This window comes from Pseudomonas sp. ICMP 460, assembly GCF_002723595.1.
Classification (GTDB): Bacteria; Pseudomonadota; Gammaproteobacteria; order Pseudomonadales; family Pseudomonadaceae; genus Aquipseudomonas; species Aquipseudomonas kitaguniensis.
Window position 1 is genome coordinate 18,818 of record NZ_LKBR01000013.1, and the last position, 12,928, is coordinate 31,745.

The 12,928-nt window shown below is 59.5% G+C and carries 12 protein-coding genes; 7 read left to right on the forward strand and 5 right to left on the reverse strand.

Annotated elements, in window-relative coordinates; translation table 11 throughout:
- Positions 1 to 32: 32 nt before the first annotated feature.
- Genes AO240_RS10720 through AO240_RS10740 form a run of 5 tightly spaced genes read left to right on the forward strand, consistent with a single transcriptional unit; the run spans position 33 to position 4,615 of the window.
- Positions 33 to 1,064, forward strand: coding sequence for a DUF5924 family protein (locus AO240_RS10720; RefSeq protein ID WP_099236521.1), 1,032 nt, complete (start codon positions 33 to 35; stop codon positions 1,062 to 1,064).
- Positions 1,065 to 1,118: 54 nt separating this feature from the next.
- Positions 1,119 to 2,267, forward strand: coding sequence for an ABC transporter permease (locus tag AO240_RS10725; RefSeq protein WP_099236522.1), 1,149 nt, complete (start codon positions 1,119 to 1,121; stop codon positions 2,265 to 2,267).
- Positions 2,264 to 3,067 carry an ABC transporter ATP-binding protein gene (locus tag AO240_RS10730; RefSeq protein WP_099236523.1) on the forward strand — a complete coding sequence of 268 codons (804 nt, stop codon included), beginning with the start codon at positions 2,264 to 2,266 and terminating at the stop codon, positions 3,065 to 3,067. The genes AO240_RS10725 and AO240_RS10730 overlap by 4 nt, the downstream gene beginning before the upstream one ends.
- A 1-nt stretch (position 3,068) precedes the next feature.
- The gene (locus AO240_RS10735) at positions 3,069 to 4,007 is read left to right on the forward strand and encodes an MlaD family protein (RefSeq protein WP_099236524.1); all 939 of its coding nucleotides are present in this window, start codon (positions 3,069 to 3,071) and stop codon (positions 4,005 to 4,007) included.
- Entirely contained in the window at positions 4,004 to 4,615 is a 612-nt protein-coding gene (locus AO240_RS10740; protein ID WP_099236525.1) for an ABC-type transport auxiliary lipoprotein family protein, read from the forward strand. Before AO240_RS10735 ends, AO240_RS10740 begins: the two co-directional genes overlap by 4 nt.
- A 371-nt stretch (positions 4,616 to 4,986) precedes the next feature.
- Here AO240_RS10740 and AO240_RS10745 read toward each other — a convergent pair whose 3' ends face one another.
- The 5 genes from AO240_RS10745 to AO240_RS10765 all read right to left on the reverse strand — a co-directional run bounded on the left by AO240_RS10745 (position 4,987) and on the right by AO240_RS10765 (position 9,378).
- Positions 4,987 to 6,216: a nucleoside recognition domain-containing protein gene (locus AO240_RS10745; RefSeq protein ID WP_099236526.1), complete on the reverse strand. Its 1,230-nt coding sequence runs from the start codon at positions 6,214 to 6,216 to the stop codon at positions 4,987 to 4,989.
- A gap of 96 nt (positions 6,217 to 6,312) precedes the next feature.
- Positions 6,313 to 7,644: a glutamate/aspartate:proton symporter GltP gene (gltP, locus tag AO240_RS10750; RefSeq protein WP_099236527.1), complete on the reverse strand. Its 1,332-nt coding sequence runs from the start codon at positions 7,642 to 7,644 to the stop codon at positions 6,313 to 6,315.
- Between the two features lie 729 nt (positions 7,645 to 8,373).
- On the reverse strand, positions 8,374 to 8,841 hold the full coding sequence (locus tag AO240_RS10755) for an inhibitor of vertebrate lysozyme family protein (RefSeq protein ID WP_058413911.1): 468 nt from the start codon (positions 8,839 to 8,841) through the stop codon (positions 8,374 to 8,376).
- A 2-nt stretch (positions 8,842 to 8,843) separates the two neighbouring features.
- Entirely contained in the window at positions 8,844 to 9,005 is a 162-nt protein-coding gene (locus AO240_RS10760) for a DUF1328 domain-containing protein (protein WP_082649059.1), read from the reverse strand.
- Positions 9,006 to 9,081: 76 nt separating this feature from the next.
- Entirely contained in the window at positions 9,082 to 9,378 is a 297-nt protein-coding gene (locus AO240_RS10765; RefSeq protein ID WP_099236528.1) for a hypothetical protein, read from the reverse strand.
- Positions 9,379 to 9,781: 403 nt separating this feature from the next.
- Between AO240_RS10765 and algB the strand changes: the two genes are divergently transcribed.
- A complete protein-coding gene (gene algB, locus AO240_RS10770) occupies positions 9,782 to 11,128 on the forward strand; it encodes a sigma-54-dependent response regulator transcription factor AlgB (RefSeq protein WP_058413909.1) in 1,347 nt (448 codons plus the stop codon).
- 10 nt (positions 11,129 to 11,138) lie between these two features.
- Positions 11,139 to 12,926: a KinB sensor domain-containing domain gene (locus AO240_RS10775; protein ID WP_099236529.1), complete on the forward strand. Its 1,788-nt coding sequence runs from the start codon at positions 11,139 to 11,141 to the stop codon at positions 12,924 to 12,926.
- Positions 12,927 to 12,928 lie beyond the last annotated feature (2 nt).

A 12,928-nucleotide genomic window follows, 5' to 3' on the forward strand; every position in this document is an offset into this window, starting at 1 on the left:
GGGTTTTTTCCTACACCAACTGTGAACCGCCGATGCCAAACCTGCCGCCCCTTATCCAGCGCATCCTCGTACTGATCAAGCGCTACCCAGGGGTGATCGCACTCGGCGGTTTTATCTCGGGTGTGTGCAGCTTCATCCTGGTAGACCGCCAACAAGGCATGGCCAGCTGGATCGCCGTGATCATGCTGGTGAGTTGGCTGTGGCTGATGCTCGAAAACGCCTTTACCCAGCTGTTCGCCAAAGTCTTCAAACGCGAAATCCCCGAACCGCTGCTGCGCTACGCCACCCAGATGATCCACCAGGAAAGTCTGTTTTTTGTGCTGCCGTTCTTTTTCGTCACCACCACGTGGAACAGCGGCCAATCGATTTTCACCGGCCTGCTCGGCGCGGCGGCGCTGGTGTCGATTACCGACCCGCTGTACTACAAGTGGCTGGCGCCCAAACGCTCGCTGTTTCTGGCGCTGCACACCCTGACGTTGTTCGCCGCGCTGCTCACCGCGCTGCCGATCATCCTGCACCTGACCACCGCCGAAAGTTACAAATTGGCGCTGGGCGTGGCCATGGCCTTGTCGATTCCGAGCCTGGCCGTGAGCCTGCCGCTGCGCAGTGTTAAAGGCTGGGCAATGTTGCTGGGGGTCACCGCCGCGATTGGCTGCGCGGGTTGGTTCCTGCGCAGTTGGGTGCCGCCCGCGACGCTGTGGATGACCGAAGTGGCGATCAGCACTCAGATGCAAGACCGCACACCCGGTGATGACCTCAGGGAAGTCAACGCCGCCCAGTTGCGCAGCGGCGGGCTGTACGCCTACACCGCGATCAACGCCCCGCGCGGGCTGGATGAACGGATTTACCATGTGTGGAAATTCAACGGCAAAGAGGTCGACCGCATCGCCCTGGACATCCACGGCGGGCGCAAGGAAGGCTACCGCGCCTGGACCCACAAGCAGAACTTCCCCGCCGACGCGGTAGGCCGCTGGCAGGTGCGGGTGTTGACCGAAGACGGTCAGGTGATCGGCGTGCTGCGGTTTAAAGTCACTGACTCAGCACAAACGGACAACCCCAAATAAGCCGTATCGTGCTATTACGTAGCAATTGTGGACAGCCAACCAAGCTCGGAGCTTATGACCACCAGTAGCACGCCCGGCGCAGCTCACCTGGATACGACGACCGCCCCGCCGTTACTTCGGATTACGGGCGACTGGACGCTTGCCCACTACGCCAACCTGAAGAAGCTGTCGGATAAGCTTGATGGCCAATACGACGCCGGCGCCCGCATCGACCTCAACGGCCTCGGCGCACTGGATACCGCCGGCGCGTCGCTGCTGGTCGAGCTGTTGGGCCCGGACCGGATTGAGCAATCCGCCGAACAGACCGATTGCAGCCTTTCTAGCGCCGACCGCGCGCTGCTCAAAACCGTTTACCGCTCGCTGAATGATTTTTGTGTGCCGGACAAAGCGCCGGAAGAAGCCGCCGGCATCCAGGTACTCGCGCGCATTGGCCGCGCGGTGGACACCGTCTGGCAAGACACCAAGCAGTTGCTCGGTTTTATCGGGCTGATCCTTGAAACCTTCGCGCGTGGCATCTTGCGCCCCAAGCGCTGGCGCCTGACGCCGATGGTCGCGCACATCGAGCAAACCGGCCTGGATGCCGCGCCCATCGTGGCGTTGCTGACCTTTCTGGTCGGCGCCGTGGTGGCGTTTCTCGGCGCCACGGTGCTCAAGAGCTTTGGCGCGACTATTTTCACCGTCGACCTGGTGGCGTTTTCTTTCCTGCGCGAGTTCGGCGTACTGCTGACCGCCATCCTGATCGCTGGCCGCACCGCCAGTGCCTTTACCGCACAAATCGGTTCGATGAAGGCCAACGAAGAAATCGACGCCATCCGCACCCTCGGCCTCGACCCGATGGAGCTGCTGGTACTCCCGCGCGTCCTGGCGCTGCTGGTGTCGCTGCCGATGCTGACCTTTCTGGCCATGCTCTCGGGGATAGTCGGCGGCGGCGTGGTCTGCGCCGTCGCGCTGGATATTTCGCCGGCGATGTTTCTCTCGCTGCTGCAATCGGACATAGGCGTGCAGCATTTTCTGGTGGGCATGCTGAAAGCGCCGGTGTTCGCCTTCCTGATCGCCGCAATTGGCTGCCTCGAAGGCTTCAAGGTCAGCGGCAGCGCCGAGTCGGTTGGCGCCCACACCACCTCCAGCGTGGTGCAGTCAATTTTTGTGGTGATCGTGCTGGATGCGGTCGCCGCGATGTTTTTTATGGAGATGGGCTGGTGAGTCGTCCACAGCGTGCGCCCGCCGAGGCGGTGATTGAAGTGCGCGGCCTGTGCAACCGCTTTGGCAGCCAGAGCGTGCACGAGCAACTGGATCTGGACTTGTATAAAGGCGAGATTCTCGCGGTGGTGGGCGGCTCGGGCAGCGGTAAATCAGTACTGCTGCGCAGCATCGTCGGCCTGCGCCGCCCCAGCGAAGGCCAAGTGCGGGTGTTCGGCCAGAACCTGCCGAACCTGCCGGAACACGAACGCTCGCTGGTAGAGCGGCGCTTTGGTGTGCTGTTTCAGAAGGGCGCGCTGTTTTCCTCGCTGACCGTCACCGAAAACGTCGCCCTGCCGCTGATCGAACACGCCGGCCTAAGCCGCGCCGACGCCGAGCACTTGGCCGCGGTCAAACTGGCGCTGGCCGGGTTGCCGCTGTCGGCGGCGGATAAATACCCGGCCTCGCTGTCCGGCGGCATGATCAAACGCGCGGCCTTGGCGCGGGCGCTGGCTTTGGACCCGGACATTCTGTTTCTTGATGAACCCACCGCCGGGCTTGACCCGATTGGCGCGGCGCAATTCGACCAACTGATCCTGACCCTGCGCGACGCACTGGGCCTGAGCGTGTTTCTGGTCACCCACGACCTCGACACCCTTTACACCATCACCGACCGCGTGGCGGTGCTGGCGCAGAAAAAAGTGCTGGTGGCCGACGCCATTGATGTTGTGTCGCAAACCAACGACGCCTGGATTCACGAATATTTCCACGGCCCCCGGGGCCGCGCGGCATTGACTGCCGCTCAACCGCTTAACGAGGTATGACATGGAAACCCGCGCCCATCATGTGATGATCGGTCTGTTCAGCGTGATCGTGGTGGTCGGCGCGATGTTGTTCGGCCTGTGGCTGGCCAAATCCAGCGTCGACAGTGCCTTCCAGGATTATGAAGTGGTGTTCAACGAGGCGGTCAGCGGCTTGTCGCAGGGCAGTTCGGTGCAGTACAGCGGCATCAAGGTGGGCGACGTCACCAGCCTGCGCCTGGACCCCAAAGACCCACGCCGTGTATTGGCGCGCATCCGCCTGGCGGGGCAAACCCCGATCAAGCAAGACACGCAGGCCAAGCTTGCACTGACCGGCATCACCGGCACCTCGATCATCCAGCTCAGCGGCGGTACACCGCAAAGCCCGGAACTCGTGGGCAAAGACGGCAACCTGCCAGAAATCATCGCCTCGCCATCGCCTATCGCGCGCCTGCTCAATAACAGCAACGACCTGATGACCACCATCAACCTGCTGCTGAACAATGCCAACCATATGTTCTCGCGCGAGAACGTCGAGCGCCTGAGCAATACCCTGGACAACCTGCAACAAACCACTGGCGCCATCGCCGACCAGCGCGGCGACATCAAGCTGGTGATGCAGCAATTGCTGCAGGTGAGCAAGCAGGCCAGCGCCGCGCTGGAGCAAACCACGCTGCTGATGCGCAACGCCAACGGCGTGCTCAATGACCAGGGCAAGCAAGCCTTTGGCAGTGCCGAGCAGGCGATGAAATCGCTGCAGCAAAGCACCGCAACCATCAACACCTTGCTGACCCACAACAAAGACTCGGTGAACAGCGGCATGCAGGGCCTTAACGAATTGGCGCCGGCGGTGCGAGAACTGCGCGAAACCCTGGGTTCGCTGCGCGCCATCTCTCGCCGCCTCGAAGCCAACCCCAGCGGTTACTTGCTGGGCAGCGATAAGAACAAGGAGTTCACGCCATGAAGCGTGCTTACCAAATGCTCGCCCCGGTGGCGCTGGCCCTGATCAGCGCCTGCTCGATCCTGCCCAAACCCGACCCGTCCGACGTGTACCGCCTGACGTCGGCCCAAACAACCGCCCACGGCGCGCCGGTGAGCTGGTCGTTGCGCGTGAGCAAGCCGCAGACCAGCGAGTTTCTCGACAGCCCGCGCATTGCCGTGGTGCCCAATGGCGACCTGATCAGCAGCTATGCACATTCGCGTTGGAGCGATCCGTCGCCGGTGCTGTTGCGTAATCGGTTTATGGACGGCTTCCAGCGCGACGGGCGGGTGACGTTGCTGAGTACCGACGAGACCAACCTGCAAGCCGACTATGAACTGGGCGGCCAGTTGCAGGCGTTTCAAAGTGAGTACCGGGGCAGTGCGGTGGAGGTGGTGATTCGCCTGGATGCGCGGCTGGTGCGCGGCAGTGATCAGCGGATTATTGCCAGCCGGCGGTTCGAGGTGAAGCAGCAGGCGAGCGATACCAAGGTGCCGGCGGTGGTGGCTGCTTTTGGCCAGGCGGGGGATCAGTTGAACCGGCAAGTGGTGGAGTGGGTAGTGCAGCAGGGCAATACAGCGCCTGAGCAGTGATGCCCTCATCGGGAGCAAGCCCCCTCCCACATTTGAAGGTATTCACGGTTCAACTGTGGGAAGAGGTTTGCTCCCGATAGTAGGAGCAAGCCCCTCCCACACTTGAAGTTATCCACAGTTCAACTGTGGGAAGAGGTTTGCTCCCGATAGTAGGAGCAAGCCCCTCCCACACTTGAAGTTATCCACAGTTCAACTGTGGGAAGAGGTTTGCTCCCGATAGTAGGAGCAAGCCCCTCCCACACTTGAAGTTATCCACAGTTCAACTGTGGGAAGAGGTTTGCTCCCGATAGTAGGAGCAAGCCCCTCCCACAATTGAAGTTATCCACAGTTCAACTGTGGGAGGGGGCTTGCTCCCGATAGCTATTCAAGCCTTAACCAAAGAACCAGTAGCACACCGCAATCGCTGCCACCACACCAGCGAACTCCGCCAGCAACGCACACCCCACGGCATGCCGCGCCCGCTGAATGCCCACCGAGCCGAAGTACACCGCCAACACGTAGAAGGTGGTTTCGGTACTGCCCTGAATCGTCGCCGCCACCAGCGCCGGGAAGCTGTCGACGCCTTGTGTTTGCATGGTCTCAATCAGCATCGCCCGCGCGGCACTGCCGGAGAACGGCTTGACCATCGCGGTCGGCAACGCGTCGACAAAGCGCGTGTCCATGCCGGTCCACGCCACCAAGTGGCGAATCCCTTCCAGGCCGAAGTCCAACGCGCCGGAGGCACGCAGCACGCCAACCGCGCAGAGCATCGCTACCAGATACGGCAGCAGGTTCCTGGCAACGTCGAAGCCCTCTTTGGCGCCTTCAACAAATGCCTCGTAAACCTTGACCTTGCGCAGCGCACCAATCACCAGAAACAGCATGATCAGCCCAAACAGCGTGAGGTTGCCGAGGATCGACGACAGCCCGGCCAGCGCCGTGGCGGACAAGGTCGCCAGCAAGGCCATGAAGCCGCCGAGGATCAGCGCACCGGGAATCAGATAGGCCAGCACCACCGGGTCCCACAGGCGCAGGCGCTGCATCACCGCCACCGAGAGCAAGCCCACCAACGTCGAGGCGCTGGTGGCCAGCAGAATCGGCAGAAACACCAGCGTCGGGTCGGCGGCGCCTTGTTGAGCGCGGTACATGAAAATGGTCACCGGCAACAGCGTCAGCGACGATGCGTTAAGCACCAGGAACAGAATCTGCGCGTTACTTGCGGTGTTGGGGATCGGGTTGAGTTCCTGCAGCGCCTTCATGGCTTTGAGGCCGATCGGCGTGGCGGCGTTGTCCAGGCCCAAGCCGTTGGCGGCAAAGTTGAGGGTGATCAAACCGATGGCGGGGTGGCCGGCAGGCACTTCCGGCATCAGCCGGCGAAACAGCGGGCCGAGAGCCTTGGCCAGCCAGTCGACGATGCCGGCTTTTTCGGCGATGCGCAAAAAGCCCAGCCATAAGGTCAGCGTGCCGAACAGCAGCACCATCACTTCCACCGACAATTTCGCCATGGCGAAAATGCTTTCCACCATCGCCGCAAAAATACCGGCGTTACCGCCGATCAGCCATTGCGCCAGTGCTGACACCATTGCCACGACAAAAAAGCCAAGCCACAGGCCATTGAGCATCAGTTAAATCCCCCGAAAGATGGGGCGAATGATAGCGGGGCTGACAGAAACGACAAACCCCGGATTGACCGGGGTTTGTTTTAAATCATGCCTGCATCAGCCGCGGCTGGCTTCGCCCATCGGCAGCGCCTGCTTGCTGCGCCAGTGTGGCAGGGAGTTCCAGTAGCGCTCGCCCTTGGCATCGTCGTACATGCCTTCCCAACGCGAGATGACCAGTACCGCCAAGGCGTTACCGATGACGTTGAGTGCGGTACGCGCCATGTCCATCACGCGGTCGACACCGGCGATGAACGCCAGGCCTTCCAGCGGGATGCCGACGCTGCCCAAGGTGGCCAGCAGCACCACGAAGGACACGCCCGGCACACCGGCGATGCCTTTGGAGGTGACCATCAGGGTCAGCACCAGCATCAGTTGTTGGCCGATCGACAGGTCGATGCCGTACAGCTGGGCGATAAAGATAGCGGCGATGCTCTGGTACAGAGTCGAGCCGTCGAGGTTGAACGAGTAACCGGTCGGCACCACAAAGCTGCAGATAGCCTTCGGCGCGCCGTAGGCTTCCATCTTCTCGATCACACGCGGCAGCACGGTTTCAGAACTGGCAGTGGAGTAGGCCAGCACCAGCTCATCCTTGAAGATGCGCATCAGCTTGATCACCGAGAAGCCGAACAGGCGAGCGATCAGGCCCAGTACCACAAAGGCGAAGAACAGGATGGCGACGTAAACCAGAATCACCAGCTTGGCCAGCGGCAGCAAAGAGGCGAAGCCGAAGTTGGCGACGGTCACAGCGATCAGCGCAAATACACCAATCGGGGCGTACTTCATGATCATGTGGGTGACTTTGAACATGCTCTCGGACACGCCCTGGAACATGGTCACCAGCGGCTCGCGCAGTTCAGGCTTGAGGCTCGACAAGCCGAGGCCGAACAGCACCGAGAAGAAGATGATCGGCAGCATTTCGCCACGCGCGACGGCCGCGAAGATGTTCGACGGGATCAGGTTGAGAATGGTCTCGATGAACGCATGCTCATGCTGCACTTCGGCAGCGGTGGCGGTGTACTTGGAAATATCGACGGTACCCAGGGTACTCATGTCGATGCCCGAGCCTGGGTGGAACAGGTTGGCCAGCAACAGGCCGACCACGATGGCGATGGTGGTGACCACTTCGAAGTAAAGGATGGTTTTGACGCCGATTCGACCCAGCTTCTTCGCGTCACCGACACCGGCAATGCCGACGATCAGCGAAGAAATCACAATCGGGATCACGATCATCTTGATCAGGCGGATAAAAATATCGCCCGCTGGCTGCAACACATTGCTGATCCACCAGGCTTTTTCAGCACTGAAATGGTTGAGCACTGCACCGATTGCGATCCCCAATACCAAACCGATGAGGATCTGCCAGGCGAGGCTTAGCTTTGCCTTCTTCATGTCATTACCCTTACTTCAAGTGGACTTAAGGCAAATGCGCCAGCTGGAACGCTCGGAAGCGAAAAAGTGTGTGCATCTGCCTCCGTAGAAGGTCACCGCCGCATGGCCGAAATGGCTTACTGGCAGGCGAAAAAAGGCGCAACTATTCCCATGCAAGCGAGCGACGTCTAATGCCGTAAACGCCTACCCTATGCCGAATCGGCATGGCTTTTTTTGTAAATAACGGATCGACCGGTCAGTTCAAATACGCCATTTAGCAAGGCGAATAGGCCGTTGACCTGCCAAGACTGGCTCGCTCAGAGAAGTCGGGCGACATGAAGGCGCGCGCAATAAATCCGGGAATTGCTGAGGTTGGCGTCTTGCCGTACCGGCAAATCGAGATACATTTTCTCGATAGAAGGTCGATTAGACACACCAAGTAATGATTTGAAGGACGTAAAAAAGGAAATACCCGCTATGGGCGGCATACGTGACGGCTTATCAGAGCGATAAGCCCGTCGCAAGTTCAGCAAGCTTGGGGACTTGTGAACTTGCGTCACAGCTTTACACCTGACCCAGCCCTTGCGCAGGTACTCCCTGTACCCGTAGGTCACGCCGATCTCGATTGATCAGAGCAACCCGGCCCCCTGGTCATGCAGCGCCCATGGCGAGCGATGCAGACAGAAAGAAACACAGTGGCTTCTTTCTATGGACGAAGGCTCCGTCTTCGACTGTTACGTCAGACAAAACCTAGTACCAATTCGGGTCTTTCTTAAGCTGTTCCATCAGCAGTTTTTGCATGCCTGGGTCCGGCTTACCGATAAATCGGTAATCGGCGTGCCGCGTCGGGGACTTGTCTGCCGGCAAACCTGCCGGGACTTCCACCAACATGGCGTAGGCATCTTCCTTGTCGAAGCTGAATGCAACGATCAGGCGCTTGTGCAGGCAACTGTCCGCGGTTTCGCAGAGCGGCCCGACCAAGTACTTGTCGCCACCTTCCTCTACGGCATTCATTTGCTCTGCGGAACCTGAAAGATTCATCACCCATTCAGGCAAGCGCTCTTCTTTCTTCACCACACTTTGCCAGGTTTCGCGGTACTGCTTGTCCGCGCCAAGCAATTGGTTGGCCCGTGATTGGCCGTCATTGGCGGCCATCACCAAGCCGCTGCCGCCCAAGAGCAGGGCAACAGCAATGGCTTTAAGAGGAAGAGACTTCATGTTCAACGACCGCGACGGCCAAAGAAGAACGAAGCGATGAACATCACCAGGAAGACCACAAACAGAATTTTTGCGATACCCGTAGCGGTGCCCGCGATACCACCGAAGCCCAAGACTGCAGCCACAATGGCGATGATCAGAAATGTGATTGCCCAACTCAGCATGGTGAATCTCCTTAAAGTTTATAAAAGTAACAGCCGTAATTCCGTTCAGCCGCCGAGATCAGCGACCCTTTGTTGCCTAGAAGACCCAACGCTCCTGAGTCGGCAATTCGCCCAGGGTGGAATCCTGGTCAGCTACTCTCAGTTGCGGGGCAGTTACGTCGGCAGTAGCGCTGCCAACGGAACGAAAATGTTTCTGTGTCATGACCGGACGTTCAAATTGCGCGGTTTGCTGCTGACTCTCCTGCCAGTGCTGCAGCTGCTGGCCAGCAATCAGCGTGACCATTAACGCCAGGCTGGCAAACAGACCTTGCTGCAAGCGCAGTGGCGATACATGCAATTGGCTGAGGCTGAGGCTGAGGCTTTGGCGAGTCATGCTGTATTTCTCCCGCATTCTGATTATTCGTTCATGACACTGTTGAGAGGGATATTGCAGAGCGCATGCCAGGTTTTTTACAAAATAAAACACAGCAAAATCATGCACTTACGAATTAAACACCGACGACGAGCCCAGCATCCTGCACGATGGCCCTATCCAGGCCGTGCGAAATGCACGATGGTCACTGCGCAGACCAAGGGATCAAAAGCGCTTGGCGAGTTGCCCAAGGGAAAAGAACCGGCGAAAAATCGGTAAAACGCCTTAAAAAGGTGCGTTTGTAGGAGAGGGCGCAGATACCTGCGCGAAGAAGCCTTTTATCAATCAGAATAAACCATGCAACTTGCCCGATTATTCCGGGACTAAGCACCATCACTACTCACAGTTAAGGAGCGCGGGACACATGGAATCAGCCAAGGAACTTCAAGGCCGCATTCTTTTAGTGGATGACGAATCCGCGATCCTTCGCACCTTCCGTTATTGCCTGGAAGACGAGGGCTACACCGTAGCCACCGCCAACAGCGCCGCCCAAGCTGACGCATTGATGCAGCGCCAGGTGTTTGACCTGTGCTTCCTGGACTTGCGCCTGGGCGAAGACAACGGCCTGGATGTATTGGCCCAAATGCGCATTCAGGCGCCGTGGATGCGCGTGGTGATCGTGACCGCGCATTCCGCCGTGGACACCGCGGTTGATGCAATCCAGGCGGGCGCTGCCGACTACCTGGTCAAGCCTTGCAGCCCCGACCAATTGCGCCTGGCCACTGCCAAACAGTTGGAAGTGCGCCAGCTTTCGGCGCGCCTGGAAGCGCTGGAAGGCGCGGTTCGCCAATCCAAAGACGGCCTCGACTCCCACAGCCCAGCCATGATGGTGGTGCTGGAAACCGCACGCCAAGTCGCCGGCACCGACGCCAACATCTTGATTCTCGGCGAGTCCGGTACCGGTAAAGGTGAATTGGCACGGGCCATCCACGGGTGGAGCAAACGCTCGAAAAAATCCTGCGTGACCATCAACTGCCCGTCGCTGACGGCAGAGCTGATGGAAAGTGAGTTGTTCGGCCACAGCCGCGGCGCTTTCACCGGGGCCAGCGAAAGCACCTTGGGCCGAGTCAACCAAGCGGATGGGGGTACGCTGTTTCTCGACGAGATCGGCGACTTCCCCCTCACGTTGCAACCCAAGTTGCTGCGTTTCATCCAGGACAAAGAATACGAGCGCGTCGGCGACCCGGTGACCCGGCGTGCCGATGTGCGCATCCTGGCGGCGACCAACCTGAACCTGGAAGACATGGTGCGCGAAGGCCGCTTCCGGGAAGACTTGCTGTACCGTCTCAACGTTATCACCTTGCACTTGCCGCCCCTGCGCGAGCGCAGTGAAGACATCCTGACCCTGGCGGACCGGTTCCTGGCGCGCTTCGTCAAGGAATACGCCCGACCCGCTCGCGGTTTCAGCGATGACGCACGTGAAGCACTGCTCAATTATCGATGGCCGGGCAATATCCGTGAGCTGCGCAACGTGGTTGAGCGGGCCAGCATTATCTGCCCACAGGAAAAAGTCGAAATCAGCCACCTCGGGATGGCCGAACAACCGACCAACAACGCCCCACGTATCGGTGCAGCGCTGAGCCTGGACGAGCTGGAGAAAGCCCATATCGGCGCCGTACTTGCCACCAGCGACACCCTGGACCAAGCGGCCCGGACCCTCGGCATCGACGCGTCGACCCTGTACCGCAAACGCAAACAGTACAATTTGTGAGCTGTACCCTATGAAGCTAGCGATGAAACTGCGCACTCGGCTGTTCTTGAGTATCTCAGCGCTGATCACCGTCGCCCTGCTGGGCCTGATTCTGGGCCTCGTCAGCGTTATGCAAATGGCGAAAAGCCAGGAGTCGCTGATCCGCAGCAACTTTATCACCCTGGACCTGGGCCTGAAGTTGCGCCAGACCCTCGGGGACCAGTTGATCCTGATGCTGGAGGAAAAACCCGACCCCGAGGCGCTGCAAAGCTCGAAACAGGAATACTTCGCCTTGCTCGATGAAGGCGTTGCGCATGAACAGCAAGACGGCAGAATCAACGGGTTCAGCCAGGCTCGCGTCGATTACCTGAGTTTTCTCAAGGCATTCGACGAAGCCCAACAAAGCTCCATGGCGGCCAATAAAAACCAAAAGCTGACCCAAAGCTTCAATGCATTGCGCAATGGCCTGATCGCCGAACACAAACGCGCCCTGGAGAACATCAACACCAGCGAACACAAATCCCGTGACCGCGCGCTGTTGATTGCCGGCCTGCTGGGGCTGGTTGGTTTGGCGGTATTGCTGATCGGTTTTGTCACCGCACACGGCATCGCTCGGCGTTTTGGTGCACCGATAGAAGCCTTGGCCAAAGCGGCAGACAAGATTGGCCAGGGCGATTTTGAAGTGACCCTGCCCATCTCATCGGCAGCCGAAATGAATCAGCTGACCCGCCGCTTCGGCATCATGGCCGAAGCGTTGCGCCAGCATCAGGCAACCAACGTCGACGAGTTGCTGGCGGGCCAGCAGCGCCTGCAAGCGGTACTCGACAGCATCGACGATGGCCTGTTGATGATTGATCGCCAAGGCCGCCTGGAACACCTTAACCCGGTTGCACAGCGCCAGTTAGGCTGGGATGAGGCACGTTTGGGCCAGGGTTTGGGTGAAGCCCTCGGTCGCCCGGAAATGGACGAACAACTGCAACTGGTGCTGCGCGGCGGCAACCTTGAGCTCGCACCGGAAGACCTGGAAGTGGAAGTTGAAGGCGAATTGCGCCTGCTGACCTACAGCCTGACGCCCGTGAGCCATACGCAAGGGCATATCCTCGGTGCAGTCATGGTGCTGCATGACGTCACCGAGCAGCGCGCGTTCGAACGGGTGCGCAGCGAATTTGTATTGCGCGCCTCCCACGAGTTACGCACGCCCGTGACCGGCATGCACATGGCCTTCGGCTTGTTCCGCGAGCGGGCCAAATTCCCCGCAGACTCTCGTGAAGCAGACCTGCTGGATACGGTTAATGAAGAAATGCAGCGTCTGATGCAACTGATCAACGACCTGCTGAACTTTTCACGCTACCAGAATGGCCTGCAAAAACTCACGCTCGGCCCCTGTGATGTCACCGACCTGCTGGCGCACGCACGTGCCCGATTTGTGGAGCCGGCGAATGCGCAGAACGTCGAGCTGCTGGTGGAGGCGCAATCTGACTTGCCGACTCTGCATGCCGATCAAGCTCAACTTGAGCGCGTGCTCGACAACCTGTTGGGCAACGCTTTGCGGCATACCGCCGAGGGCGGGCAGATTCGCCTGCAGGCGCGCCGGCATGGCGAGCGCGTGATTATCAGCGTCGAGGACAATGGCGAAGGTATTGCCTACGGGCAGCAAGGGCGGATCTTTGAACCCTTTGTGCAAGTGGGCCGCAAAAAAGGCGGCGCCGGCCTGGGCCTGGCGTTGTGCAAAGAGATTGTGCAATTGCATGGCGGCCGCATGGGCGTGTATTCGCGGCCGGGGCAAGGTACGCAGTTCTACATGGCGTTGCCGTTGTAAGT

Bases quoted from the DNA above. Each gene is read 5' to 3' on its own strand.
- AO240_RS10760 (WP_082649059.1), bottom strand. From the start codon at position 9,005: ATGCTGAGTTGGGCAATCACATTTCTGATCATCGCCATTGTGGCTGCA.
- AO240_RS10725 (WP_099236522.1), top strand. From the start codon at position 1,119: ATGACCACCAGTAGCACGCCCGGCGCAGCTCACCTGGATACGACGACC.
- AO240_RS10745 (WP_099236526.1), bottom strand. From the start codon at position 6,216: ATGCTCAATGGCCTGTGGCTTGGCTTTTTTGTCGTGGCAATGGTGTCA.
- AO240_RS10740 (WP_099236525.1), top strand. From the start codon at position 4,004: ATGAAGCGTGCTTACCAAATGCTCGCCCCGGTGGCGCTGGCCCTGATC.
- AO240_RS10775 (WP_099236529.1), top strand. From the start codon at position 11,139: ATGAAGCTAGCGATGAAACTGCGCACTCGGCTGTTCTTGAGTATCTCA.
- algB (WP_058413909.1), top strand. From the start codon at position 9,782: ATGGAATCAGCCAAGGAACTTCAAGGCCGCATTCTTTTAGTGGATGAC.
- AO240_RS10735 (WP_099236524.1), top strand. From the start codon at position 3,069: ATGGAAACCCGCGCCCATCATGTGATGATCGGTCTGTTCAGCGTGATC.
- AO240_RS10765 (WP_099236528.1), bottom strand. From the start codon at position 9,378: ATGACTCGCCAAAGCCTCAGCCTCAGCCTCAGCCAATTGCATGTATCG.
- gltP (WP_099236527.1), bottom strand. From the start codon at position 7,644: ATGAAGAAGGCAAAGCTAAGCCTCGCCTGGCAGATCCTCATCGGTTTG.
- AO240_RS10720 (WP_099236521.1), top strand. From the start codon at position 33: ATGCCAAACCTGCCGCCCCTTATCCAGCGCATCCTCGTACTGATCAAG.
- AO240_RS10755 (WP_058413911.1), bottom strand. From the start codon at position 8,841: ATGAAGTCTCTTCCTCTTAAAGCCATTGCTGTTGCCCTGCTCTTGGGC.